We start from the raw sequence: 24,050 nt of genomic DNA, 5'->3' as shown, positions 1-24,050 counted from the left end.
AGATGCACTGAGTCTGCAGATTTCTCACAGCCGCTCGCCCGGCCTCATTACTCTGCAGTAGCGTCAAGGGCATGCCGGAAGCTGTCATCGTCGCCACCGCCCGGTCCCCGATCGGCCGTGCCGCCAAGGGATCCCTGCGCGACCTCCGCCCCGACGACCTCGCCGCGACCATCGTCCGCGCCGCGCTCGCCAAGGTCCCCGAGCTCGACCCGCGGGACATCGAAGACCTCTACCTCGGCTGCGGCCTGCCCGGCGGTGAGCAGGGCTTCAACATGGCCCGCGTGGTCAGCACCCTCCTCGGGTTCGACCACCTGCCGGGCGCCACCACCACCCGCTACTGCGCCTCGTCGCTGCAGACGACCCGGATGGCGTTCCACGCGATCAAGGCCGGCGAGGGTGACGTGTTCATCTCCGCCGGCGTCGAGTGCGTGTCCCGCTTCGCCCGCGGCAACTCCGACGGCCTGCCCGCCGAGGCGCAGGCGGCCGTCGGCGGCCCCTGGCAGAACCCGGCCTTCGCCGACGCGTACGCGCGCACCACGAAGCGCGCCGAGGGCGGCGGCGACGCGTGGCACGACCCGCGCGAGGACGGCGCCCTGCCCGACATCTACGTCGCCATGGGCCAGACCGCGGAGAACCTCGCCGAGATCGAGGGCGTCACCCGCGCCGACATGGACGAGTTCGGCGTCCGGTCGCAGAACCTCGCCGAGGCCGCGATCGCCAGCGGCTTCTGGGCCCGCGAGATCACGCCGGTGACCACGCCCGACGGCACGGTCGTCTCCGCCGACGACGGCCCCCGCGCCGGCGTCACCCTGGAGGCGGTGGCCGGGCTCAAGCCGGTGTTCCGCCCCGACGGCAAGGTCACCGCCGGCAACTGCTGCCCGCTCAACGACGGCGCCGCCGCGGTCGTCATCATGAGCGACGTCAAGGCCCGCGAGCTGGGCATCACGCCCCTCGCCCGGATCCTGTCGACCGGGGTCACCGCCATGTCGCCGGAGATCATGGGCATCGGCCCGGTCGAGGCGTCCCGCAGCGCGCTCAAGCGGGCCGGGATGAGCATCGACGACGTCGACCTGGTCGAGATCAACGAGGCGTTCGCCGCCCAGGTCATCCCGTCCTACCGGCAGCTGGGCATCCCGATCGGGAAGCTCAACGTCAACGGCGGCGCGATCGCGGTCGGTCACCCCTTCGGCATGACCGGCGCCCGCATCACCGGCACCCTGATCAACTCGCTGAGCTGGCACGACAAGTCGATCGGCCTGGAGACCATGTGCGTCGGCGGCGGCCAGGGCATGGCCATGGTCATCGAGCGCCTGTCGTAGATTGACGAGCAGCCGGGCGCGGGTGCCTCAGCCTCACTGAAGCGCAGGCGTCAGAGCTGCTCGCGCACGGCCCGCACGTGTTCGGCGGCCTCGTCCACCAGGGCGGGGCCGCCGAATCGCGTCAGATCCGCCGCCACCACCCTCAGCTGGTCCGGCAGGGCGAGGTCGTTGTCGAGGCGGGGCACCCGCAGGCGGGCCCGGCCCTCCGCGTCGGCGCAGCGGTCCGCGAGCCACTGCACCAGGTCGTGCACCGTGTCGGCGCGCGGGACCCCGGACGCACCGGACGCCGCCCATCGGGACGGCGTCCAGTGTCCGACCTGCCCGACCAGCCTGCCCACCGTCACGGTGAGCCGGTCGCCGGGCTGCATCAGCGGCGCAGGTAGCTGAGCATGCGCAGGATCTCCCAGTACAGGAAGATCAGCCCGACCAGGATGCCGAACGCGCAGTACCACGCGTACTTCTCCGGCAGCCCGCCCCGCACGCCCTGCTCGACCGCGTCGAAGTCGAGGACGAACGTGAGCGCGGCGACCACGATGATCACCAGGCTGAAGACGATCGGCAGCCAGCCGACCTTGCCTTCCGTGCCGTAGTCACGCAGGCCCAGGTTGAGGCCGAACAGGTAGAAGATGAAGTTGGCCAGGCTCAGCACGACGACGCCGACGAGGGCGCCGATGACCATCTTCGTGAACCGGGGCGTGGCCCGCAGGATCTGCAGCTTGTAGAGCACCGCCATGATCGCGAAGATGCCGAACGTGCCGATGACCGCCTGGATGACGATGCCGTTGAAGGCGTGCTCATACCAGCGGCTGACCAGCCCGAGCAGGACGCCCTGCAGCGCGGCGTAGGGAATGATGACGGCCGGGTTGGTCACCTGCATGAACGAGATGACCAGGCCGAGGACCAGACCCGCGATGAGCGAGCCGAACAGCGCGATGCCGGTGACGGCACCGGTGTCAGGCAGGAGCGCCCAGGCCCCCGCGCCGAAGATGCCGGTGACGGCGAGCAGGGCGACGGTGCGCACGACCACGTCGTCGATGCTCATCGCCCGGGTGGCGGCCGGGGGCTGGGGGGTCGCGTAGCCGGACTGGGGATACCCGTAGCCGGTCGGCCCGCCGAAACTCGGCGGCTGCACCTGCGACCGCCCCTGTCGCGCCGCCTGTCCTAGGCGGTTGAGCACCGGGTTCGAACTCTGCACGATCAGCCTCCAGAGGCGTCGCATTCATGTGTACGACCAGCGTACCGCGCCCACCCCTGGCCAGTGGATCTCAGTGTTCAGGGGTGGGCGCGGGGTGCTACGCGGTGAAGGTCTCGCAGCGGCCGCCGGTGTTGGTGTTGTTGCCGCGGCCGGCCGACGCGATGTCGGCGCCCGCGCCGCAGTCGACGGCGTCGTTGCCGCTGCCGGTGCCGATCACGTCGGCACCGGCGCCGGTGGTGACGGTGTTGTTGCCGTTGCCGGCGTCCACGCGGTCGTCGCCGGCGCCGGTCACGACGCTGTCGTTGCCGGAGGCGGTGACGATCACGTTGGTCCCGTCGCCGGCGCGGATGACGTTGTTGCCGCCGCCGGCGTCGATCCGGTCGTCGCCGGCGCCGGTGGTGATCACGTCGTTGCCGGAGGCCGTGGTGATCGTGTTGGTCCCCGCGCCCGCGTCGACGACGTTGTTGCCGCCGCCGGCGTCGATCCGGTCGTCGCCGCCCGTGGTGGTGATCACGTCGTTGCCCGGGCCGGTCACGACGCAGTCGCTGCCGCCACCGCCGGTGACGACGTCGTTGCCGCCGCGGCCGACGATGAGGTCGCCGCCGGCGGTGCCGGTGAGGCGCTCGTTGCCGGTGGTGCCGACCACGACGCTGTCGACGGCCCCGCACAGCAGGCCCGCGGCCTGGACGGTGACGGCGCCGGCGTGCCGGATGCCGGCCAGGGTCGCGGTGAACGCCAGGGAGCCGCCGGCCGGGACGCCGAACGTGATCGGCACCGAACGGAAGGTCACCGCGACGACCGCCGGGTCGCCGGACAGCGTGGACAGCCCGACCGCGCCGGTGACCAGGTACGACCCCTCACCCAGCTGCACCGAGGCGGCGCTGCCGGTGACCTGGACGACGGCGGGAGTCGTACCGGCGCCGACGTCGAAGCGCACGGATCCGTCCGGTCCGGCGGCCACCGCCACGACCCTGTCCCCGCGGGCGGCGAGCCGTCCGGAGACCGCGGCGGTGGCGAAGGTCTCGTTGGCCGGGTCGGCGGGCTGCGGGTCGGCGTCGTCGAGAATGCCGTCGTCGTCCGTGTCGAGGTCGACGCAGGTGATCGTGCCGGTGCGCAGGGCGTGCCCGTCGGTGTTGCTGTCGTCGGACCAGACCACCGGCTTGCGGCCGGCCACGCACGCGGACTGCGGTGCGATCGCGAAGCCTTCGTTGTTGAGGTTCGCCAGGCCGGCCGGGCGCTCGAACAGGCCGGTGACGGCGAACGCGCCGGCGGTCACGTCCAGGGTGGCGACCCGGCCGTTGCAGGTGTCGTCGCAGACCGCCCACAGGTGCCCGGTCTCCGGCTCGAACTCCAGGTCCATCACCGACGGGAACCCGCTGGCGAACGCCGCGACCCGGGTGAAGCCGCCACCCGGCGCGAGCGCGTAGGCGTACACGGTGCCGTTGGCCTCCAGGCCGACGAGGAAGAGCCCGTCGCCGTGGCCCGGGTACCCGGCCGGGTCGTAGGCGGCGCCGGTGCGCTGGTCGGTGAACCCGTGCGCGGTGAGGTACGCGTCCGGCACCCACGCGATCCCCTCGAGACCACTGTTGGCGGCGACCGCCGGCAGGTCCGCGGTGAGGTTCCACTCGGCGTTCGCGGTGCCGCTGACACCGTCGTACCGCTCGATGGTGGGCCGGCTGACGCCACTGGCCGAGTTGTCCCGCTCGGCCGACACGTAGATCCCGTCGGGGCGCCACACGGCCCCTTCGGCGTCCACGTCGCCGGTGCCGTCCGCATAGTGCAGCACGGTCGTGGCCGCCGGCGTCCATGCCGCGCCGTCCCAGGTCAGGCGGTACAGCGTGCCGGGTCCGTTCTTCACGGCCCACAGCACGGAGCGGCTCTGGTAGGACAGCCCGCTCATGTTGCCGCCGAACGCGCCCGGCAGGTCGGCGGTCGCGACGGCGGTGCCACCCGGCCACACCGACGCGGGCGTCTGGCCGGCGCAGGCGTTCGCGGCGCCCTTGGTGGCCGCCGTCGTGGTGGCGAACTGCCCGGTGCCGTCCGGGCAGCGCCCGTAGGTCACGCCGGCATGGGCGGTCCAGGTGTAGGAGTCCAGCAGCGTCGCCCCGTCCGCGGCGAACAGCCGGGCCGAGTCGGCCGCGCCGAGCCCGAACACCGGGTCGACGTCGAGGGCCAGGTAGCCGCCCGCGGCGAGCACCGTGCCGGCCGGGACCGGGAAGGCGTGGGTGTCGTCGTTGTCCTTGACGACCCAGCCGGACACGTCGACGGCCGCGGCGCCGGTGTTCACCAGCTCGACCCAGTCGCCGGGCGTGCCGCCGTTGGACTCAACCTCGTTGATACGGATGGTGGACGCGTCCGCCGCTACCGCCGGCGAATACCCGACGGCGATTCCGGCAAATGCGGTCGCTACCGCAACAATCACTCGGAACTGGGTGCGCAATGTGGCAGGCCTTTCGCGGAAAGGTGTTTTCCGCGAAGCCTCAACCATGACGACGAAGGGAGCATGAACGCACGACGAAACAATGGGTGGCCTGGTGCGCCCGCTTGCGGCGCATGGGACCCCCGCCGCTCGCGGTGGGGCAGGTAGTACTAGTGGTGTGCCCGGGGCGGGGTTCGAACCCGCACGCCTCGCGGCAGCCGCTTTTAAGGCGGCCGTGTCTGCCGTTCCACCACCCGGGCGTAGAAACGCGTCTCACGGTAGCCCGTCCGACGAACCCTCAACACCGACAAGGGGACCGCCGTTACTGTCATCCGGGTGAGCAGCACCCCACTGACCGACGAGGTTGAGATGGCGCCGCCGGAGACCTTGACAAATGAAGGTCAACTGATGCAGGCGCACCGCCGCTGGCCGGTCGACGCCGGGATCGGGCTGCTCTTCGTCCTCGCCGCGGCGCTGCTGACGCACCGGCTGTGGCCCGGCCCCGCCGGGCGCGCGCTCGCGCTCAACCCGAGCGACCAGGCGCTCGACGAGTGGTTCCTCGCCTACGCCACCCGAGCGTACCGCGGCGACTTCACCCTCGTGACCGGCATGCTCAACGCGCCCGATGGCGTCAACCTGCTGTGCAACGCCTCGCTGATCGGCATGGGGCTGCTGCTCGCGCCGATCACCCTGGCGTTCGGCGCGCCGGTCACGTTCGCCGTGCTGGTCGCCGGCAACCTCGCCGCGACGGGGATCGGCTGGTACCTGCTGTTCGTCAGGACGCTCGCCGTGCACCGGACCGGCGCGGTGATCGGCGCCGCGTTCGCCGCCTTCGCCCCCGGCATGGTGTCGCAGTCCAACGCACACCTGCACATGACGGCGGCCTGGCTGGTGCCGGCGATCGTCTGGTGCGTGGTCCGCCTCGCCCACCAGACGGAGGTCGCCTGGCGCACCGCCCGGACCGGGCTGCTGCTCGGCGCCCTCGTCGCGGTGCAGTTCTTCGTCGGCGAGGAGGTGCTGTTCCTCAGCGCCGTCACCCTGGCCCTGTTCACGCTGGTGTTCGTGGCGCTGGCCCGGCCGTCGCCGCGGGTGGCGGCGCCGTTCGTCTTCGGCCTGGGCCTCGCCGCCGCACTGGCCGCGGCGCTGCTGGCGTATCCGCTGTGGCTGCAGTTCCACGGGCCGCAGAGCGCCGAGGGCGGGGTCTTCCTGCCGTCGTACTTCTCCGCCGACGTGTTCAGTTTCACTGCCATCTCGCCGCTGTCCCTCGCCGGCGACGACAGCGCCGAGCGGCTGGTCAGCGGGCCGGCGGAGTACACCACCTTCTTCGGGGCGCCGCTGCTGCTCGTCGCGTTCGGGGCGACCGTGTGGATGTGGCGCCGCCCGGCCGTCGTCGCGTCGGCGGTCACCGCGGTCGTGCTGAGCCTGTTCGCACTCGGACCGCGCGTCGTCATGGACCACGAGTGGACCGGGCAGCGGGGCCCGTTCTCGCTGCTGTCCAGCCTGCCGGTGATCGAGTCGGCGCTGCCGACGCGGTTCGCCCTGGCCGCGATCCCGCTGCTCGCCGTGATCCTGGCCCGGGTCGTCGACGCGGCGATCACGCAGACGGAGACGCTGCGGCTGCTGGTGCCGGTCGCCGTGGTCGCCGCCCTCGTGCCCCTCGCGCCGGCGCCACTGCCCGTGGTCGACCGGCCGCCCGTGCCGCGTTTCTTCTCCGAGGGGTACTGGCGGGTGTATGCCCCCGAGGACGGCGTGGTGGTGCCGGTGCCGCTGCCCGACCCGCGGGACCCTGACGCGATGCGCTGGGCGGCGGCGACCGACGTGCGCATCGCCACGCCGCAGGGGTGGTTCATCGGCCCCTACGGCAAGGGCGGCGCGGCGGCCGTCGGCGTCTACCCCCGCCCGACGTCGCAGCTGCTGCAGCGGGTCGCGAAGTCCGGCCGGCCGGCGGAGGTCACCGATCAGGACCGCGCAGCCATGGCCGGCGACATCGCCTACTGGCGGGCGGCGTCCTTCGTGCTGGACCAGCGCCACCCGCACGCCGAGGCGCTCAAGCAGACCATGGACGGGCTGCTCGGCCCCGGCGAACGGGTCGAGGACGTCTGGGTGTGGCGTGCGCCCTAGGCCGCTTTCGCCTTCTCCTGCTGCTCCGTCTTCGTCGGCAGCGGGATCGGCGGGGCCACGGTCAGGAACGGCTCGCGCGGCTCGTGCAGCGACCCCAGCGCGACGACCTCACGCCGCAGCACCAGCTGCAGCGTCCAGTCGACCAGCACCCGGATCTTGCGGTTGAGCGTGGGGATCCGGCTCAGGTGGTACGACCGGTGCATGAACCACGCCGGCAGCCCGCGGACCTTCACCCCGTAGACGTGCGCGACGCCCTTGTACAGGCCGAGCCCGGCGACCGAACCGACGTGCTTGTGCTTGTAGTCGACCGGCCGGCGCCCGCGCACGACCGCGGTGATGTTGTCGGCCAGCCGCGACGCCTGGCGCACCGCGTGCTGCGCGCTCGGGGAGCACAGCGCCCCCGGCACCTTCGAGGTGAGGTCCGGCACCGCGGCGCAGTCGCCGGCGCTCCAGGCACCCTCGACGACGCCACCGTCCTGGTCCACGACCTGCAGCGTGGGCAGGCAGGTGATCGCGCCGCGCTGGGTCCGCGGCAGGTCCGTGTCCTCCAGCATCGGGTGCGGCTTGACGCCCGCCGTCCACACGATCGTGTCGGCCGGGAACTCGTCGCCGTCGGACAGCTTCACGACACCGTCGACGCACGACTCCAGGCGCGTGCCGAGCCGGATGTCGATCGCGCGCCGGGTGAGCTGCACCACCGTGTACGCGCCCATCTCGGGGCCGACCTCGGGCAGGATCCGCTGCGCCGCCTCGACGAGCACGAACCGCACGTCCTCCTGCGGGATCTCCGGGTAGTAGCGCAACGCCCCGCGGACCATGTCCTCCATCTCGGCCAGGGCCTCGATCCCGGCGTACCCGCCGCCGACGAACACGAAGGTCAGCGCCCTCTTGCGGGTCGCCTGGTCACCCGTGGTCGCGGCCACGTCGAGCCGGTCCAGGACGCTGTTGCGCAGGAAGATGGCCTCGCCGATGGTCTTGAAGCCGACGGCGTGCTCGCGCAGGCCCGGGATCGGCAGGGTCCGCGACACCGAACCCGGCGCCACCACGATGTGGTCGTACGGCACCTCGCGGGCCGGCCCGACGATCGGCTGGACGATGGCCACCTTGCGGGCGTGCTCGATCCGGGTGACCTCGCCGGAGAGCACGTGGCAGCGCTTGAGCTCGCGCCGCAGCGGCACGACCGTGTGCCGCGGGGAGATGTTGCCGGCCGCCGACTCCGGCAGGAACGGCTGATACGTCATGTGCGGCTGCGGATCGACAACCGTCACCTCGGCCTCGTGCCGGTGCAGCTTCTTGGACATGCGCAGAGCGGCGTAGAGCCCGACGTGCCCGGCACCGACGATAAGGATTCTCTTAGCAGCCACGACCGCAACGCTAGCGGCGAAACCCCCTCACCTTCAGTCAGGCCACAGACATGTAACGACCATTACTGTTTCTTCCGCTGTTTCTTCCGCTGTTTCTTCCGCTGCGGCCTCCGGCCGGAAGAGCAGTGGGGGATTCTCACCCCACACCCCCAATGCTTCGCTCCGCTCGCACGCCCAGCGCTTCGCGCGGCCGCAACACACGCATGCGCGCTGCAATGGAAGGCCGGTGGTCGAGGTTCGAGGCGCACCAGGTCTGTCGTCCAGCTCGCCTGCCCTTCGCGCGAGACGCGGAGGCAGGCCGTCCACCCAGGCCGGCGGACGTTCGCACTTCGGGCGGACGAACCCGGCGGAAGGTGTACGTCATGGCGACCGGTCCGGCGCGGGTTCTCTGGATGGGCCTGCCTTCGCGTCTCGCGCGCAGGGCAGGCGAATCGGACGAAAGACCTGGCCGGACCCGCAACCTGGACCCCCGGTCTTTCGGATGCAGCGCGCACGCGTGTGTTGCGGCCGCGCGAAGCGCTGGGCGTGCGAGCGCGGAGCGCGAGCATTGGGGGTGTGGGGTGAGAATCCCCCACTGCTCTTCCGGCCGAAGGCCGCCGCGGAAGAAACAGGCACGAGTGCGAGCGAAGCGAAGCATGGGGGGTGCGGGGTGGGAACCCCCCGCCGGGACGCCGCGCCAGCGGTGGCCCAGCTAGCACAGGGCGGCTGCCCCACTCCAACCAGCTAGCCTGCCTTGCGGGTTATCAGCCAGGCCAGAGCAGCCGCCGCCAGGACGCCGACCAGGGAGGCGACCAGGAAGACCGGGCCGATGACCACCTTGACGATCGCCAGGAGCAGGACGCTGACGATGGCGCTGGCGCTGACGATGGCGATGGCGCGCAGGAGCCAGGTGAGCAGGACGCCGGGGGAGACGATCGCGTCGTAGGGCAGGGCGGCGGCGAGGGCGGCGAGGGAGTGGGTGAGGTACAGGAGCGTCGCCAGGGCGATGAGGCGGGGGATCGTGATGATCTGGTCGTAGGCGTAGGTGCCCAGGAGCCAGCCGAACGCGCAGAGCAGGATCGCCAGGCCGACCAGGCGGGTGCGGGGGAACACGGCGGGCAGCGCCGCCAGTACCACCGCGAAGGCCAGCGCGGCGGGGCGCAGGATCACCTCGGCGGGGAAGGCGACCAGGGCCGCGACCAGGGTGAGCACGAACACCATGAAGCGGACGAGGAGCGGGCCGGCCGCGGCGCGTTCGAGCATGTCCTTGGCCCGGCCGAGGCGGGCGAGGAAGAAGTCCTGGAGTTCCTCGATCATTTGGTGACCGTCCGGGACAGGGCGACGCGGGTGACGCCGCGCAGGACCTCGTCGAGGCTGCCGGCGCCGCCCCAGGGGACGACGGGGACGCCGTGCTCGCGGAGCTGGCCGATGACGCTGTCGCGTTCCAGGGCCCAGAGGCGGTGGGCGACCTGGCCCCAGGGGCCGGTGCCGCGCAGGGCGGTCGACGGCGCGGTGAGGGTGTCGACGGCGACCACGAAGCGGCCGGCGCGGGCGAGGTTGGCCAGCATCGACGCGGAGCGGGGGTCCAGCAGCGGGGTGAGGACCATGACGAGCGCGTTGTGCTGGACCATGTGCGGGCCGAAGACCGACGGCGGCGGCTCGTCGGCGACCTGGGCGGGGGCGATGTCGAGCAGCCACTCGAGGGTCGTCATGTAGTGCCGGCGGCCGCTGGCGGCGCGCAGCTGGCGGACCTGGCCGCCGTACTGCAGCAGGGCCACCCGGTCGCCGCGGCGCAGGTAGTGCTCGGCGATGCCGGCGGCGGCGCGGACGGTGGTGTCCAGCACGGAGGCGCGGCCGTCGATGCCGCCGGAGCGGCCGGCCTCGTGCAGCGCGTCGAGCAGGACGACGACTTCGGCGTCGCGGTCGGAGAGGGTGCTCACGACGTGCAGCTCGCGCGTGCGCAGGGAGACGCGCCAGTCGATGCGGCGCAGCCGGTCGCCGGAGCCGAAGCGGCGGACGCCGGCGAGCTCGCCGCCTTCGCCGGGGCGGCGGGAGCGGTGGCCGCCGACGTGACCGGCGGCGCGGGGCATGGCCTCGTCGGCGTCGAAGTGTTCGATCGCCGGGTAGGCCTTGATGGGCAGGGCGGGTGCCTGCACGGCGCGGCTGATGAGCAGGCCGTCGGCGGCGAAGCCGTGCGCGGTGACCGGGCCGAGCGGGTGGCGGCCCCAGCGCAGCACCCGGCCGTGCAGGTCGACGCCGGCGATGGTGCCGGGATCGACGCCGACGACGTACGGGCGGTCGCTGTGCTCCAGGCGGACCCAGCGGGGCACGGCGAGGCGGACCACGACGAGGTCGAAGCCGCCGGGGTTGGGGTTGCCGACGCCGATGTTCACGTCGAGCTCGGCGCCCTCGACCACGAACGGCTCGGCGGTGGTGACCTCCACCGTCGGTGCGCGGCCGGGGCGGCGCACCAGGGACAGGGCGGTGCCGACCGCGAACGGGGTGGCGAGCACGACCAGGTCGAACCGCCCGGTGAGCACCGCGACGAAGACGAGCACCCCCGCGACGAGGACGGCCCGGCCGAGCGCCCGGGTCGGTTCGAAGGCGCGGGCGTGCGACCGCCGCTCAGCCACGCCTTCCGCCGTAGGTGGGCAACGCGCCGCTGGCCGGGGCGGGCGTCTGCGCGAGCACCTCGCCCACGACGGCGCGGGGGTCGATGCGCTTGAGCCACATCTCCGGCAGCAGCGTGATGCGGTGCGACAGCGCCGGCACGGCGACCGCCTTGACGTCCTCGGGGATGACGTAGTCGCGGCCGCTGAGCGCGGCGGCGGCCCGGGCGAGCAGCAGCAGCGCGAGCGAGCCGCGGGGCGAGGCGCCGACGAGGACCTGCGGGTGCGAGCGGGTCGCCGCGGTCAGCGAGACGATGTACCGGCCGATGGAGTCCTCGACGCTGACGTCCTCCAGGGCGCCCTGCATGGCGAGGAGGGTCTCGGAGTCGACGACGGGCTCGATCACCGCCTCCTCCTGCCGGCGGGTCATCCGGCGGCGCAGGACCTCCCACTCCTCGTCGGCCTCCGGGTAGCCGAACGACACGCGGAGCAGGAAGCGGTCGAGCTGGGCCTCGGGCAGCGGGTAGGTGCCCTCGTACTCGATCGGGTTGGCGGTGGCGAGGACGTGGAAGGGCGGGTCGAGCCGGTAGGTGGCGCCCTCGACCGAGACCTGCCGCTCCTGCATCGCCTCCAGCAGCGCCGACTGGGTCTTCGGCGGGGTGCGGTTGATCTCGTCGGCGAGCAGCAGGTTCGTGAAGACCGGCCCGGCACGGAACGTGAACTCGTGCGAGCGCTGGTCGTAGAGGAACGACCCGGTCACGTCGGCGGGCAGCAGGTCAGGGGTGAACTGCAGCCGGCGGAACCCGATGCCGAGCGTCTGCGCGAAGGACCGCGCGGTCAGCGTCTTGGCCAGGCCCGGCAGGTCCTCCAGCAGCACGTGCCCACCGGCGAGGATCCCGGCCAGGACCAGCTCCAGGGAGTCGCGCTTGCCGACGACCACCGTGCCGACCTGGTCGAGGACCACCTTGGCGATCCGGCCAACCTCAGCCGGTGCGAGCGTCTTCATAGCTCCTCCACCTTCGCGACGATCGATGTTACGACTCCCGGGCTCGGCACGCGCGTCGGCGGCTGGTGCAGCAGCGTCCACAGCTCGTCGCCCAGCAGTGCCCGGGCCTGTCTCGGCGAGCCCGCCAGGGTGATCCCGTGCCGCTGGCGCAGCCGGGTGTCCACGAGGTCGGCGACGCGGGGCACGACGAGGGCGCCGAAGCGCTTCGCGTCGCGCTCCCCCCACACCAGGCGGTCCTCCCACCGGCCGACGGCCAGCCGCAGGCCGTCCAGGACCGGGATGCCGTCCAGCATCTCGCCGGTGCGCCGGGTCTTGGCCAGGGCCTTCTTCTTCGCCAGGGTCGGCGGCCGGACCGGGGTCAGGCCGCGCCCGGTGACGGCGACCGGCAGCTCGTCGGCGCGCACCTGCTTCAGCGCCTCCTGGATGATGCCGGCCGCCAGGATGCCGAGGAAGACGAGCGGGTAGGACACGGTCAGGCCGAACACGTACAGCAGGCCCCACCCGACGGTGGTGAGCGCGAGCGCGATGAACAGCCGGCGCACCCACCACCGGATGTCATACGGCCGGGACGGGCGGCGCACCGGCCGCGGGTCGGCGGCGACGGCGGTGCGGCCGACGTCGAAGAGCTCTTCGAGGCTGACCATCTCGTCGGGTTTACGCGCCACGGACGGCACCTCCACGCAGAGCCAGCTCGGTCCGCAGCTGCCGCAGCGCCTCGATCGCGCCCTGCCGGGACCGCTCGTCGACGGAGTGGGTCGCGTAGCGGGCCTCGCGGTACACGAACGCCAGGCCTTCGAGGGTCGGCCGGCTGACCTGGTGCCCGGCGAGGAGGCGGGTGACCAGGTCGGTGGGGCTGTCGCCGGTCTCCCGCGGGGTGCCGGCGGCCGCGGCGGCCCGCTCCAGGCGGACCCAGCAGGCGATCACGGCCCGGCGCGGGTCGGTGTCGGTGTCGGACAGCTCGACGATGCCGGCGTCGACGGCCGCGATCACCGCGGCGCCGCCGTCGTCCGTCATCGGGGTCGGCTGCTTCGGCTCGACGAACAGCCGCGCCTTGCGCTTCGGGTCGCCGTTGCGCAGCAGCGACCACACCAGCACGCCGGCGGCCAGGACCAGCACGAGCACGCACAGGACCCCGGCGGTGTACGTCACCCAGTCGGGGAACGCGAACGACGACGCCTGCTCGGGCGCGGCGGACGGCGCGACCGTCGCCACGGTGTCGGCGGACGGCAGGTCGGACGGCACGGGCGGGCTGGGATCCAGCGGCGGCACCGGCAGCTTGCTGATCTCCGGGGAGGAGGTGGACGCGGCCACGGCGGCGACCCCGAGCACGGCGATGACGGCGAGCACCGGCAACCAGCGGTTGAAGGTGCGGTCCATGACATCCCGTCGGTCAGCGTCATCCGATCCCGGCGAGTGCCTTCGCACGGGTGAAAACCTCGTCCAGCATTCCTGGCGTGAGCCTGCCGGTAAAGGTGTTCTGCTGGCTCACGTGGTAACAACCGAGCAACGCGGGGGCGCCGCCGGCCTGCCACGGGGCATCGTCGGCCTGCCACAGGGCGCCGTGGCCGAACGGTACCTTCCGTGCCGGTGCTACACCGTAGACGGCGCGCAGCGCGGGCCAGAACGCGGCCCACGCGAATCCGCCCAGCGCGATGACGACCCGCAGCTCAGGGCGGATGAGGGCGAGCTCGCGGTGCAGGTAGGGCGCGCAGGTGTCGCGCTCCGCGGGGGTCGGCTTGTTGTCCGGCGGCGCGCACCGCACCGCGGAGAAGATCCGGGTGCCGGTGATCGTGAGGCCGTCGTCGCGGCTGACGCTGGTCGGCTGGTTGGCCAGGCCGGCCCGGTGCATGGCGGCGAACAGCACGTCACCGGACCGGTCGCCGGTGAAGATGCGACCGGTCCGGTTCCCCCCGTGTGCCGCGGGAGCCAGGCCGAGAATGCCGATGCGGGCGTCGTGAGCGCCGAAGCCGGGGACGGGACGGCCCCAGTACTCCTCGTCGCGGAAGGCGGCCCGTTTGGTGGCCGCGACCTCCTCCCGCCAGGCCACCAGCCGCGGGCACAGGCGGCAGCCGGAGATCTCGGCGTCGAGGCGGTCGAGGCCGTCGGGCGCATCGGTTGGCGCTGGTACGCCGGGTGTGTCGCTCACCCGCACGACGCTAACGCGACGGGCTCACCGACGGGTTCGCGGAGGGGCTCAGCGACGGGCCGCCTCCGGGACTCCCTCCCGGGCTCACGGTGGCGCCCGGCGACGGGCTCGCGGATGCGCCCGGGGACGGGGTGGCGGTCGGCGCCGGCGCGTCGGTCGGCTCGGCGGTCACCGTCGGGGTGGGCCGGGCGATGCCGAGGCACAGCGGGTAGGACGCCACGGCGCCTTCGCCGCTGGTGCAGCGCCAGTAGTCGCCGACCTGGATCGCGTTGCCGTTCTGGTCGTAGAGGGTGATGTGCTGCAGCGACCGCCCCTGCTCGTCGACCGGGAAGACGTTGGTCACGCCGTCGAACGGTCCGCCACCGCTGCTCGCGTAATAGGCGTCGGAGGTGTACTGCCGCAGCAGGCTGGGCGCGTTGGCGATCACGAACAGCACGCCGACGACGGCGACGGCGGTGCCCGCGAACCCGATCCACCGGGGCACCCGGGGCGCGCCCGTGGCGCCGATGCGGATCGAGACGACGGTCGCGACCGCGAGGAACAGCCAGCCGATCGGGTCGTCGAAGCGGTCCGCCGGCACGATGTCGGTCGCGAAGATCAGCACCACGATTGCAACCGCCCGGGCGATCCACCACGCCGGGCGCAGCAGCCGCAGGAACTCGGTCGCCTTCGGGTAGCCGATGATCCGGCCGGCGCGCCGGTCGAGCTCCGGCAGTGCGGCGACGAACCGCTCGTAGTACACGACGATCGGCGCCCGGTCGGCGGCCCTGACCGCGCCGGCTTCGAGGCCGGCGGCGGCGCGCAGCTCGGCGGCGTACATCGCCGGCGGGCCGAGCCGGTCGACGAGCGGGCCGCCCTGCTCCGCGAGGACCTCGACGAAGTGCGCCTGCAGGTCCTCCAGGAGCTCGTCGCGGGCCTCCGGGGGCAGGTCGGCGAGCGCCGCGGCCACCCGCTCGTAGTAGTAGTCGACCTCGATGGTGGCGCCCAGCGGGACGGACTCGGTCACGACGTCTCCCCGATCAGCTGGTCCATGGTTGTGGCAAAGCCCCGCCACACCTTGCCGGAGGCGCCGAGCTGCGTCCGGCCGGCCGCGTTCAGCGCGTAGTACTTGCGGTGCGGTCCCGACTCGCTGGGGACCACGTAGGTGGTGAGCATCCCGGCCTGGAACAGCCGGCGCAGTGTGCCGTACACGGAGGCGTCGCCGACCTCGTCCAGCCCGGCCGAGCGCAGCCGGCGCAGGATGTCGTAGCCATACCCGTCCTCGTCCCGCAGGACGGCGAGCACGGCCAGGTCGAGGACCCCCTTGAGCAGCTGGGTGGTGTCCACGTGAAGCAGAGTAGTACGCAATGCGCAGTACTATCAAGCACGGAATAATGAAACGGGCGGCCCGCGTGTCGCGGGCCGCCCGTTCAGGACGAACTGAGAGGGGTTGTTCCGTGAGGGTTACTTGGCCGGGGCGAGGCAGAGAGCCTGCCCGCTGGCCGCGTTGGTGCCCTGCCAGAGCACCGACTCGGCGCCCTTCTCGATGTACTCGTCACACACGGTGGTGTTCGTCTTCAGCGACTCGGCCCGGCTCACGCCGTCCTTGATGCCGATGACCTTGTACTTCGCCTTGGCGTCGTCGCACTTGACGATCTTGAGGTCCACCTCTTTGGTGTCCGTGCCGGTGATCTCGTCACCCTCAAGGCAGTCGCCGACCTTGGCGTTGGTGGAGCTGTTCTTGATCGAGTCGAAGATGCTGCTGCCGGTGAACCACAGCACGGCACCGCAGACCAGACACAGCGCCACGACGATGGCGATGATGATCAGCGCGATCTTGCCACCCCTGCCCCGGCGCGGCGGGGGCGGTGGGGCGCCGAAAGGCGCACCGGGGGGCGCTCCGTACTGCGGCTGGTCGCCGTACTGAGGCTGCTGCCCGTACTGGGGCGGCTGCTGCCCGTACTGAGGCTGCTGCCCGTACTGGGGCGGCTGCTGCCCGTAGGGGTCGCCGCCACCAGAGACCGGCGGGTAGCCGCCGGGCGGCGGGTACTGATCTGACATGTGGTTCCTTCCGGGTATGCCGCAAAGATCACCCTAACGGGCGAAGGGGTCGTGAGCTTGCAGAAGCCACCCATCGGCCCGCGGGAGACGGCTCACGATAACCGCAGACGGGTGATGCATACAGTCCGGTGCGCGCAGGTATTACGGTGTGCGCCGTGACCGATCTGTTGAAGCGCCTCGCCTCGGCGCCCGGTGTCTACCGCGGGCGTGGCGACGGGCTGGAGTCCGGACCGTTCGTCGCCCGCATCAAGGTGACCTCGGTGGTGCGCGGCAACGCGATAACCCTCGACTACGAAGCGGTCAGCGACAGCAAGGGACTGCAACACGTTGAGCACACCATCCTCACAGCGAGTGAGGCGGGACGGCTCGAACTGCACGTCACTTGTCTGGAATTGCCCGGTGTGACCAGGTTTGTGGAGCATGAGGCCGGCGTGTTCAACGCCTACGAGGGACCCATGCCGGCAAAGATCATCATGACGATGCCGGCGGAGGGCGTGCTCACGTACGGCTGGTGGTGGTCCCGCGACGACGCCGAGCCGCGCGAGCAGTCCCGCGCCGAGGTCCGCCGCACCGGCTGATCAGGACTGACGTAAACACGACATAGCGACGCCGTCCAGAATGTCCGACTCGGAGGCGACCACCGCCTCGGCGCCGGACCGCTCCAGGATGATCCGCAGGATCAGCGCGCCTGCCCCGATCACATCGGCGCGTCCCGGATGCATGACCGCGTTGGCGAGCCGCTGCTCCGGCGTGGCGGCGAGCAGGTCCGCGGTGACCTTCGCCACGTCCGCGGTGGAGACCCGGGCGCGGTGGATGTGCTCGGGCACGTACTCGGTCAGGCCCAGGGCCAGCGCGGTGACGGTGGTCACCGACCCGGCGAGGCCGACGAAGGTGCGGGCCCGGCCGGCGTCGACCGCGGCGAGGGCCCGGTCGACCGCGCCGATGATGTCCTTCTCGGCGGCCGCGACCTGCTCCGGCGTCGGCGGGTGGTCGTGCAGGTGGCGCTCGGTGAGCCGGACGCAGCCGATGTCGACGCTGATCGCGGCGTCGACCCCGGCCGTGGAGCCCACGACGAACTCGGTCGAGCCGCCGCCGATGTCGAAGACCAGGAACGGCGGCTCCGCCCGCAGGCCCTGCACGGCGCCGGCGAACGTGAGGCGGGCCTCCTCGTCGCCGCTGACGACCTCCGGGGCGAAGCCGAGGGTGGCGGTGACCATGGCGCGGAAATCCTCGGCGTTGGACGCGTCACGGCTCGCGCTGGTGGCGACCATCCGTGCGTGGTCCACCCCGGCCGCGGCGATCTCGGCGGCGTAGTGGACGAGCGCCACGCGGGTGCGCTCGATCGCCTCCTCGGCCAGCCGGCCGGTGCGGTCGACGCCCTGGCCGAGCCGCACGATGCGCATCTGCCGGGTCACGTCGCGGAGGGACCCGTCGGGCAGTGCGTCGGCGATCAGCAGGCGGACGGAGTTCGTACCACAGTCGATCGCGGCAACCCTGGTCATGCGTCCTCACTTCGCTCCGGGCGCCTGCCCTCTGGCTGACCCCCTGATGACCGATCCTCCGCTCCGCTGCGGACCGGTCATGCGATCAACCTACAGATGCAGCAGCATCCGGTGGTTGCCGAGGGTGTTGGGCTTGACCCGCTCCAGGTCCAGGAACTCCGCGACGCCCTCGTCGTAGGAGCGCAGCAGTTCCTCGTAGACCTGGTGGGTGACCGGGGTGCCGTCGATCGGCACGAACCCGAACGAGCCGAAGAACTGCGTCTCGAACGTCAGCACGAACACCCGCCGCACGCCGATCTCACGGGCCGCCGCCAGCAGCTCCGCCACGATCCTGTGGCCGATCTTGTGGCCGCGCATCATCGGGTCGACGGCGACCGTGCGCACCTCGGCGAGGTCCTCCCACATCACGTGCAGCGCGCCGCAGCCGACGACCACGCCGTCACGCTCCGCGACCCAGAACTCCTGCACCGCCTCATACAGCGCCACGGTCGGCTTCGACAGCAGCCGCCGGTCCGCCACGTACATGGCGACCAGCCTCCGGATGCCCCGCACATCTCCGGTCCGGGCCCGCCGGACGGTTACCTCCATGACGGCCAGGGTAGTGGCGCGCGGATGTGGCATCTGACACGTGAGCGCGTGCTTGTCGTCACCGCCGTGGTGGCGACTGTCGTGGCGGGCACCATGACTGTCCTGTTCCTGACCCGCGACCCCGGTACCCGGGTGGTGACCGTCGATCGGACCCAGGTGGTGAGCCCGAGCGCAAGCGCGGCGCCGGTGCGCAGCGGCGGGGGCGTGAAGGCCGGCTACGCGGTGCGCAGCAAGTGGAAGGACGGTTTCAACGCCGAGGTGACCGTCACGAACATCGGCAGCCAGCCGCTGCAGGGCTGGACGGTGCAACTGCAGCTGCCGCCGGGCGTGGACCTCACGTCGACCTGGGGCGCCACGGCCGAGCACAAGGCGAACCGGCTGACGCTGCGCTCCCAGCCGTGGAACACCTACCTGGAACCCGGCGGCTCGATCCGGATGGGCTTCGAGGCCAAGGGCAAGGCCGCCGACCCGGTCAGTTGCACGGTCAACGGGTCGCCCTGCTGACAGTTCGTTGCCAGACCCGGTGACCGGCCCCACATTGGGCGGCATGCATCGTGCCGGTACCCGAATCCTGACCGTCGTGCTCGCGTCCGTGCTCGGCGCCGGCGCGCTGGGCTGCGGTCTCATCAACCAGGTCAAGCAGACCGTCGACAACGTCACCGCGATCACCGACCTCGCCGACCGGATGGGCAAGTCCGGGAAGCTGACCTTCACCGCCGAGTACAAGACCGACGACGGCACCGCGACGACCGTGGTGCAGCAGCCGCCGAAGGCTGCCTACATCGGCAAGGACGGGCGCTTCATCCTCACCGAGGACGCGCTGCTGGTCTGCACCGGCAAGACCGGCCAGAAGGTCGTGTGCCAGAAGAGCGCCGTGCAGGCCGGCCAGCTCTCCTCCTCCGACCAGGCCGCCTACCTCTCGGCCGTGGCCGGCGGCGGCTTCATCAACACCGAGATGGCGCTCGCCCTGATGACGGCGGCCGCGGTGGTGCCGGGCGTCAAGATCGCCCAGAACACCGCGACGATCGCCGGCCAGAAGAGCGACTGCCTCGACGTCACCGGCATCCCCCAGGACGCCAACGCCGGCCCGAACGACGTCTCGGCCAAGGAGTTCCACGTCTGCGTCGCCGAGAGCGGCCTGCTCACCCGGTTCAAGGGTGTCGGTACCGACGACAAGGCGATCGGCGTCGAGCTCAGCAAGTACGGCGAGAAGGTCGACGCCCAGGCGTTCGTCGCGCCGAAGGGTGCCCAGATCGTCGAGAGCACCGCCCCGCCGGTCGCAGGTAAGTAAAGTTTCCTGCCCTGCCGGTAGTGCCCGGGCGGCGGAGGTGGCGGTGCTGCCGTAACGTGCAGAACCGTGCTGACGCCGCCCGCTGGTCTCACCGAAGACACGCTCGAGGAGGCCCTGCGACGCGACTGGGGTCTCCCCGTCGCGTCGCTGGGCTACCGTGCGGTCGGTTTCGGCAGCCACCACTGGGAGGTCGCCGACGACGGCGGCAACCGCTGGTTCGTCACCGTCGACCAGGACGCCGATGTGGGACGGCTCACGTCGTCGCTGAGCGTCGCCGTGGACCTGCACGCCATCGGCCGGACCTTCGCGGTCGCCCCCGTGCCGACCCGCACCGGCGCGCCCCTGTCCGTCCTCGGTGACTTCGCCATCACCGTGTATCCGTTCGTCGACGGGCAGAGCTTCGACTGGAACGCGTTCCGCGGCCCTGATCACCGCCAGGCCACCCTCGACATGATCATCCAGCTGCACACCGCGCCGGCCGTCGTGCACCGCCACGCCCGCGTCGACGACTTCGCCGTCCCCGGCCGCGGCGAGATCGAGGCGGCCCTCAAGGCCCCCGGCCCCGACTGCGGCCCCTACGCCCGGCTGGCCGCCGAGCTGCTCGCCGGCCACCGCGATGCCCTGGCCGGCCTGCTGGCCCGCTACGACGAGCTCGTGCTGGACAGCCACGGCGAGCCCGTCCGCGCGGTGCTCACCCACGGCGAGCCCCACTCGGGCAACACGATGCTCACCCCGAGCGGCTGGCGCCTCATCGACTGGGACACCGTCCTGATCTCCCCGCCGGAGCGCGACCTGTGGCTCATCGAGCCGGGCGACGGGTCCATCTTCTCTGCGTACGCCGCCGCCACCGGGGTCCTGCCCCGCCCCTCGACGATCATGCTGTATCAGCTGCGATGGGCCCTGACCGACATCGCCGTCGAGGTGCGCCGCTTCCGCCGCCCGCACACCGGCACCGCCGACGACCTTGAAGGCTGGGAGATCCTCCGCTCCGTCGTCACCCGCATCTGAGCTGTGCTGGCTGGGTCACGGCTGGCGCCGCGACCCGGCGGGGGGTTCCCACCCCGCACCCCCATGCGACGCTGCGCGCCGCACTCAAGCTGTTTCTTCCGCGGCGGCCTCCGGCCGGAAGAGCAGTGGGGGATTCTCACCCCACACCCCCAATGCTCGCGCTCCGCGCTCGCACGTCCTGCGCTTCGCGCGGCCGCAACACACGCGTGCGCGCTGCATCCGAAAGACCGGTGGTTGCGGTGTTCGAGCCACACGACAGGTCTGACGTCCGATCCGACGGGAAATCCAGCGTCGTTTCGCGGCGTTCGTCCGATTCTTCGGGGTGATGTGGTCGTCGGGGTCCGGGTAGACGATCTTGCGACGTGATCGAAGGACGGCGGTGGTCGTCCCAGCGACCACGGGCGTCCTTGGATCAAGCGGACGGGGTGAAGATCGCTGTCCGGGGCGTGGTGCTCCCTGGTCTAGTCATCGACGGCCGTGAATTCACGGCGCCCAGGCGGCCAGAACGCGCCATTGATCACGAGCGGGACTGCGCAGTGCCCTGCCCAGCGGAGCGACCTCCTCCGGTCCGTGATCCAAGGACGGATCCGGTCACCCCCACGACCACCGGCATCCTTGGATCACGAGCGGGACCGAGGCGAGACCGGGCCGGGCGGGTCCGGTTTCTGCCAGATCCGTGATCCAAGGACAGGACTGGTCACCCCCACGACCACCAGCATCCTTGGATCACGAGCGGGACCGAGGCGAGACCGGGCCGGGCGGGTCCGGTTTCTGCCAGATCCGTGATCCAAGGACAGGACTGGTCACCCCAACAACCACCGGCATCCTTGGATCACCCGTGAAACGGAAGCGAGACCGAGCCGAGCGGGTCAAACCCCGCCAGTTCCGTGATCCAAGGACGGATCCGGTCACCCCACGACCACCAGCATCCTTGGATCACCAGAGGGACGAGGAGGGTCGGGGGCGGAGCCGGGTTCGCGCGGAGCGGTCAGGCGGGTGGGGGGACGCAGGGGCCTGCGGCCCACCACTCGGCGGCCAGCGCGAGGGTCTCGTCGCCGAACGGGTTGACGCCCGGGCCGACGGCCAGGGCGTGGCCGAGGTGGACGTGCAGGCACTTCACCCGCGTGGGCATGCCGCCGGCGGAGACGCCCTCGATCTCGTCGACGTGGCCGACCTGCTCGCGGCGGCGCAGGTAGTCCTCGTGCGCCGCCTCATACGCCTTGCGCAGGTCGGGGTCCTCCGCGAGACGGGCACCCATCTCGCGCATCAGACCGGAGGACTCCAGCCGGCTGCACTCGTGCACCGCCCGCGGGCAGGTCAGGTAGAACAGGGTCGGGAACGGGGTGCCGTCGGGCAGCCTCGGGGTGGTCTCGACCACGTCGGGCAGGCCGCACGGGCAGCGGTGCGCGACGGCGCGGGTGCCCCGGGGGGTGCGGCCGAGCTGCGCGGCCACCACCGCAAGGTCTTCCTCGGACGCCGGCTCGAAGGCGGTCGGCTCGTCTTGCGAAGTCATCCTCAGTCCGCCGCCTCGACGCTCGACCACAGCTTGCCGTACCAGGGACGCGACGCCTTCTCCGTGCCCGGGATCGCGGTCGGGTCGGTCTGCTGGCTGCGCGACGGGTCGACCACGACATAGGGCTTCTCGCCCGGCAGCACCATGTGCAGCCGCTGGCGGGCCTGGCTGATCACGTATTCGTTGTCTTCCCACTTCGCCGCCCGGGCCGACATCTCGGCGATCTTGGCGGTCTGCCGCTCCTGGCTCTGCTCCAGGGCCGTGATCTCGGCCTGCTGGGCGAGGTAGACGCGGACCGGATAGGCATAGGCCAGCAGCAGGACCAGCAGGACCAGGCCGAGCACCACGGCGCGGCTGGTGAAACGCTTCGGCTGCGGGGCACGAGTCCGCATGGCGGCGCCGCCGGAGGACACGGCCCGCCTGGCGACGGTCGGCCTGGCCGGTGCCCTGCCCGCCCCGCCGGCGCCGGTGCGCTGCGCGCCGCGGGGCCCCGAGGCCCTGGTGGGCGTGACGCGCCCGCCCGGCCTGGTGCGCTGCTGCATGCCCTCCCCCTTGTGGCACACACCCGCGGCCCTCACCGAAGAGGGCCGCGGACATGAAACCGGACTAACGGTACCGCGGGAACGCGCCCCGACCGGCGTAGCGCGCCGCGTCGTCGAGCTCGTCCTCGATGCGCAGGAGCTGGTTGTACTTCGCGACCCGCTCGGACCGGGCCGGGGCACCGGTCTTGATCTGGCCGCTGCCGACCGCGACCGCCAGGTCGGCGATGGTGGTGTCCTCGGTCTCGCCGGAGCGGTGGCTCATCATCGTGCGGAACCCGGCGCGGTGCGCCAGGTCGACGGCGTCGAGCGTCTCGGTGAGCGAGCCGATCTGGTTGACCTTGACGAGCACCGCGTTGGCGGTGTCGGTGGCGATGCCGCGGGCGATGCGCTGCGGGTTGGTGACGAACAGGTCGTCGCCGACGATCTGGATGCGGTTGCCGATCGCGTCGGTCATCGCCTTCCAGCCGTCCCAGTCCTCCTCCGACAGCGGGTCCTCGATGGACACGATCGGGTAGGCGTCGACGAGCTGGGTGTAGTAGGCGATCATCTCGTCGGAGGACTTGGAGCCGCCCTCGAACTTGTAGCCGCCGTCCTTGTAGAACTCGGTCGCCGCCACGTCGAGCGCGAGCACGATGTCGCTGCCCAGCGTGTAGCCGGCCTTCTCGACGGCCTCGGCGATCAGGTCGAGCGCGGCGGCGTTGGTCGGCAGGTTGGGCGCGAAGCCGCCCTCGTCGCCGAGGCCGGTGGACAGGCCCTTCTTCTTCAGGACCGACTTCAGCGAGTGGTAGACCTCGGCGCCGGTGCGCAGCGCCTCGCGGAAGGTCGGCGCCCCGATCGGGGCGATCATGAACTCCTGGACGTCGACGTTGGAGTCGGCGTGGGAGCCACCGTTGAGGATGTTGAGCATCGGCACCGGCAGCAGGTGCGCGTTGGGGCCGCCGAGGTACTTGAACAGGCTCAGGCCGGCCGAGTCGGCGGCGGCCTTGGCGACGGCCAGGGAGACGCCCAGGATCGCGTTGGCGCCGAGGTTGGACTTCTCCGGCGTGCCGTCCAGGTCGAGCATGGCCTGGTCGACGAGGCGCTGCTCGGTAGCGTCGAAGCCGCGCACGGCCTCGGCGATGCGCTCGTTGACGTTCTCGACGGCCTTCTCGACGCCCTTGCCGAGGTAACGCTTCGAGTCCCCGTCGCGCAGCTCGTTGGCCTCGAAGGCGCCGGTCGAGGCACCGGACGGGACGGCCGCGCGGGCGAGCGTGCCGTCGTCGAGGACGACCTCGACCTCGACGGTCGGGTTGCCCCGCGAGTCCAGGATCTCCCGCGCGCCGATTGCTTCAATCGTGGCCACTGTCACTCCTTGCAGACAAAGATTGGTCGGCCGCCACGGTGCGGCACCCTGAGCCTATCGGTTGCG

The 24,050-nt window shown here is 71.8% G+C and carries 24 protein-coding genes and 1 tRNA gene; 6 read left to right on the top strand and 19 right to left on the bottom strand.

Annotated elements, in window-relative coordinates; translation table 11 throughout:
* Positions 1 to 71: 71 nt before the first annotated feature.
* The gene (locus OHA72_RS14005) at positions 72 to 1,319 is read left to right on the top strand and encodes an acetyl-CoA C-acetyltransferase (RefSeq protein ID WP_327008258.1); all 1,248 of its coding nucleotides are present in this window, start codon (positions 72 to 74) and stop codon (positions 1,317 to 1,319) included.
* A gap of 50 nt (positions 1,320 to 1,369) precedes the next feature.
* Here OHA72_RS14005 and OHA72_RS14000 read toward each other — a convergent pair whose 3' ends face one another.
* The 4 genes from OHA72_RS14000 to OHA72_RS13985 all read right to left on the bottom strand — a co-directional run bounded on the left by OHA72_RS14000 (position 1,370) and on the right by OHA72_RS13985 (position 5,193).
* Positions 1,370 to 1,690: a hypothetical protein gene (locus OHA72_RS14000; protein WP_442788718.1), complete on the bottom strand. Its 321-nt coding sequence runs from the start codon at positions 1,688 to 1,690 to the stop codon at positions 1,370 to 1,372.
* Complete coding sequence (locus OHA72_RS13995) at positions 1,687 to 2,514, bottom strand: Bax inhibitor-1/YccA family protein (RefSeq protein WP_327008256.1); 828 nt, start codon at positions 2,512 to 2,514, stop codon at positions 1,687 to 1,689. Before OHA72_RS13995 ends, OHA72_RS14000 begins: the two co-directional genes overlap by 4 nt.
* A 97-nt stretch (positions 2,515 to 2,611) precedes the next feature.
* Positions 2,612 to 4,936: a lamin tail domain-containing protein gene (locus OHA72_RS13990; protein WP_327008255.1), complete on the bottom strand. Its 2,325-nt coding sequence runs from the start codon at positions 4,934 to 4,936 to the stop codon at positions 2,612 to 2,614.
* Positions 4,937 to 5,112: 176 nt separating this feature from the next.
* Positions 5,113 to 5,193 (bottom strand) — tRNA-Leu (locus OHA72_RS13985).
* Positions 5,194 to 5,269: 76 nt separating this feature from the next.
* On the opposite strand from OHA72_RS13985, the gene OHA72_RS13980 reads away from it, so the two are divergent.
* Positions 5,270 to 7,054: a hypothetical protein gene (locus OHA72_RS13980; RefSeq protein WP_327008254.1), complete on the top strand. Its 1,785-nt coding sequence runs from the start codon at positions 5,270 to 5,272 to the stop codon at positions 7,052 to 7,054.
* Here the strand turns inward: OHA72_RS13980 and OHA72_RS13975 are convergent.
* From OHA72_RS13975 to OHA72_RS13930, 10 genes are all read right to left on the bottom strand, one after another.
* On the bottom strand, positions 7,051 to 8,418 hold the full coding sequence (locus OHA72_RS13975) for an NAD(P)/FAD-dependent oxidoreductase (RefSeq protein WP_327008253.1): 1,368 nt from the start codon (positions 8,416 to 8,418) through the stop codon (positions 7,051 to 7,053). The two genes, OHA72_RS13980 and OHA72_RS13975, sit on opposite strands and share 4 nt — an antisense overlap.
* Before the next feature lie 723 nt (positions 8,419 to 9,141).
* Positions 9,142 to 9,714: a hypothetical protein gene (locus OHA72_RS13970; RefSeq protein ID WP_327008252.1), complete on the bottom strand. Its 573-nt coding sequence runs from the start codon at positions 9,712 to 9,714 to the stop codon at positions 9,142 to 9,144.
* Complete coding sequence (locus OHA72_RS13965) at positions 9,711 to 11,030, bottom strand: DUF58 domain-containing protein (RefSeq protein ID WP_327008251.1); 1,320 nt, start codon at positions 11,028 to 11,030, stop codon at positions 9,711 to 9,713. The genes OHA72_RS13970 and OHA72_RS13965 overlap by 4 nt, the downstream gene beginning before the upstream one ends.
* A complete protein-coding gene (locus OHA72_RS13960) occupies positions 11,023 to 12,012 on the bottom strand; it encodes an AAA family ATPase (RefSeq protein ID WP_327008250.1) in 990 nt (329 codons plus the stop codon). The genes OHA72_RS13965 and OHA72_RS13960 overlap by 8 nt, the downstream gene beginning before the upstream one ends.
* Entirely contained in the window at positions 12,009 to 12,677 is a 669-nt protein-coding gene (locus OHA72_RS13955; protein WP_327008249.1) for a hypothetical protein, read from the bottom strand. The genes OHA72_RS13960 and OHA72_RS13955 overlap by 4 nt, the downstream gene beginning before the upstream one ends.
* Positions 12,667 to 13,389 carry a DUF4129 domain-containing protein gene (locus OHA72_RS13950; RefSeq protein WP_327008248.1) on the bottom strand — a complete coding sequence of 241 codons (723 nt, stop codon included), beginning with the start codon at positions 13,387 to 13,389 and terminating at the stop codon, positions 12,667 to 12,669. The genes OHA72_RS13955 and OHA72_RS13950 overlap by 11 nt, the downstream gene beginning before the upstream one ends.
* A 19-nt stretch (positions 13,390 to 13,408) precedes the next feature.
* Complete coding sequence (locus OHA72_RS13945; RefSeq protein ID WP_327008247.1) at positions 13,409 to 14,158, bottom strand: uracil-DNA glycosylase; 750 nt, start codon at positions 14,156 to 14,158, stop codon at positions 13,409 to 13,411.
* A 10-nt stretch (positions 14,159 to 14,168) separates the two neighbouring features.
* Positions 14,169 to 15,164, bottom strand: a complete 996-nt coding sequence (locus OHA72_RS13940) for an HAAS signaling domain-containing protein (protein ID WP_327008246.1) — start codon at positions 15,162 to 15,164, stop codon at positions 14,169 to 14,171.
* Entirely contained in the window at positions 15,161 to 15,484 is a 324-nt protein-coding gene (locus tag OHA72_RS13935) for a PadR family transcriptional regulator (protein ID WP_203845204.1), read from the bottom strand. The genes OHA72_RS13940 and OHA72_RS13935 overlap by 4 nt, the downstream gene beginning before the upstream one ends.
* A gap of 117 nt (positions 15,485 to 15,601) precedes the next feature.
* Complete coding sequence (locus tag OHA72_RS13930) at positions 15,602 to 16,198, bottom strand: LppU/SCO3897 family protein (protein WP_327008245.1); 597 nt, start codon at positions 16,196 to 16,198, stop codon at positions 15,602 to 15,604.
* 155 nt (positions 16,199 to 16,353) lie between these two features.
* Here OHA72_RS13930 and OHA72_RS13925 point away from each other — a divergent pair, with 155 nt between their 5' ends.
* Positions 16,354 to 16,776: a hypothetical protein gene (locus OHA72_RS13925; protein ID WP_327008244.1), complete on the top strand. Its 423-nt coding sequence runs from the start codon at positions 16,354 to 16,356 to the stop codon at positions 16,774 to 16,776.
* On the opposite strand, the gene OHA72_RS13920 is transcribed toward OHA72_RS13925, so the two are convergent.
* Positions 16,777 to 17,700: a Ppx/GppA phosphatase family protein gene (locus OHA72_RS13920; protein WP_327008243.1), complete on the bottom strand. Its 924-nt coding sequence runs from the start codon at positions 17,698 to 17,700 to the stop codon at positions 16,777 to 16,779.
* Positions 17,701 to 17,790: 90 nt separating this feature from the next.
* A complete protein-coding gene (locus tag OHA72_RS13915; RefSeq protein WP_327008242.1) occupies positions 17,791 to 18,288 on the bottom strand; it encodes an amino-acid N-acetyltransferase in 498 nt (165 codons plus the stop codon).
* A gap of 93 nt (positions 18,289 to 18,381) precedes the next feature.
* On the opposite strand from OHA72_RS13915, the gene OHA72_RS13910 reads away from it, so the two are divergent.
* From OHA72_RS13910 to OHA72_RS13900, 3 genes are all read left to right on the top strand, one after another.
* Positions 18,382 to 18,792 carry a cellulose binding domain-containing protein gene (locus tag OHA72_RS13910; protein ID WP_327008241.1) on the top strand — a complete coding sequence of 137 codons (411 nt, stop codon included), beginning with the start codon at positions 18,382 to 18,384 and terminating at the stop codon, positions 18,790 to 18,792.
* Between the two features lie 43 nt (positions 18,793 to 18,835).
* The gene (locus OHA72_RS13905; protein WP_327008240.1) at positions 18,836 to 19,579 is read left to right on the top strand and encodes a hypothetical protein; all 744 of its coding nucleotides are present in this window, start codon (positions 18,836 to 18,838) and stop codon (positions 19,577 to 19,579) included.
* Between the two features lie 66 nt (positions 19,580 to 19,645).
* Positions 19,646 to 20,587: a phosphotransferase gene (locus tag OHA72_RS13900; RefSeq protein WP_327008239.1), complete on the top strand. Its 942-nt coding sequence runs from the start codon at positions 19,646 to 19,648 to the stop codon at positions 20,585 to 20,587.
* A gap of 988 nt (positions 20,588 to 21,575) precedes the next feature.
* Here OHA72_RS13900 and OHA72_RS13895 read toward each other — a convergent pair.
* The 3 genes from OHA72_RS13895 to eno form a co-directional block, all read right to left on the bottom strand.
* Positions 21,576 to 22,100: a DUF501 domain-containing protein gene (locus tag OHA72_RS13895; RefSeq protein WP_327008238.1), complete on the bottom strand. Its 525-nt coding sequence runs from the start codon at positions 22,098 to 22,100 to the stop codon at positions 21,576 to 21,578.
* A 2-nt stretch (positions 22,101 to 22,102) separates the two neighbouring features.
* Positions 22,103 to 22,642 carry an FtsB family cell division protein gene (locus tag OHA72_RS13890; RefSeq protein ID WP_327008237.1) on the bottom strand — a complete coding sequence of 180 codons (540 nt, stop codon included), beginning with the start codon at positions 22,640 to 22,642 and terminating at the stop codon, positions 22,103 to 22,105.
* A 64-nt stretch (positions 22,643 to 22,706) separates the two neighbouring features.
* Positions 22,707 to 23,984 carry a phosphopyruvate hydratase gene (gene eno / locus OHA72_RS13885; RefSeq protein ID WP_327008236.1) on the bottom strand — a complete coding sequence of 426 codons (1,278 nt, stop codon included), beginning with the start codon at positions 23,982 to 23,984 and terminating at the stop codon, positions 22,707 to 22,709.
* Between the last annotated feature and the right edge of the window lie 66 nt (positions 23,985 to 24,050).

Source organism: Dactylosporangium sp. NBC_01737, from assembly GCF_035963215.1.
In the GTDB taxonomy this organism is placed as follows: domain Bacteria; phylum Actinomycetota; class Actinomycetes; order Mycobacteriales; family Micromonosporaceae; genus Dactylosporangium.
The sequence above is the reverse complement of the archived record's forward strand: the minus strand, read 5'-3'. Positions and strand labels throughout refer to the sequence as shown.

Excerpts from the sequence above, each read along its gene's own strand:
- OHA72_RS14005 (WP_327008258.1), top strand. The coding sequence starts at position 72 with ATGCCGGAAGCTGTCATCGTCGCCACCGCCCGGTCCCCGATCGGCCGT.
- OHA72_RS13970 (WP_327008252.1), bottom strand. The coding sequence starts at position 9,714 with ATGATCGAGGAACTCCAGGACTTCTTCCTCGCCCGCCTCGGCCGGGCC.
- OHA72_RS13960 (WP_327008250.1), bottom strand. The coding sequence starts at position 12,012 with ATGAAGACGCTCGCACCGGCTGAGGTTGGCCGGATCGCCAAGGTGGTC.
- OHA72_RS13950 (WP_327008248.1), bottom strand. The coding sequence starts at position 13,389 with ATGGACCGCACCTTCAACCGCTGGTTGCCGGTGCTCGCCGTCATCGCC.
- OHA72_RS13930 (WP_327008245.1), bottom strand. The coding sequence starts at position 16,198 with ATGTCAGATCAGTACCCGCCGCCCGGCGGCTACCCGCCGGTCTCTGGT.
- OHA72_RS13920 (WP_327008243.1), bottom strand. The coding sequence starts at position 17,700 with ATGACCAGGGTTGCCGCGATCGACTGTGGTACGAACTCCGTCCGCCTG.
- OHA72_RS13915 (WP_327008242.1), bottom strand. The coding sequence starts at position 18,288 with ATGGAGGTAACCGTCCGGCGGGCCCGGACCGGAGATGTGCGGGGCATC.
- OHA72_RS13910 (WP_327008241.1), top strand. The coding sequence starts at position 18,382 with ATGACTGTCCTGTTCCTGACCCGCGACCCCGGTACCCGGGTGGTGACC.
- OHA72_RS13905 (WP_327008240.1), top strand. The coding sequence starts at position 18,836 with ATGCATCGTGCCGGTACCCGAATCCTGACCGTCGTGCTCGCGTCCGTG.
- OHA72_RS13895 (WP_327008238.1), bottom strand. The coding sequence starts at position 22,100 with ATGACTTCGCAAGACGAGCCGACCGCCTTCGAGCCGGCGTCCGAGGAA.
- OHA72_RS13890 (WP_327008237.1), bottom strand. The coding sequence starts at position 22,642 with ATGCAGCAGCGCACCAGGCCGGGCGGGCGCGTCACGCCCACCAGGGCC.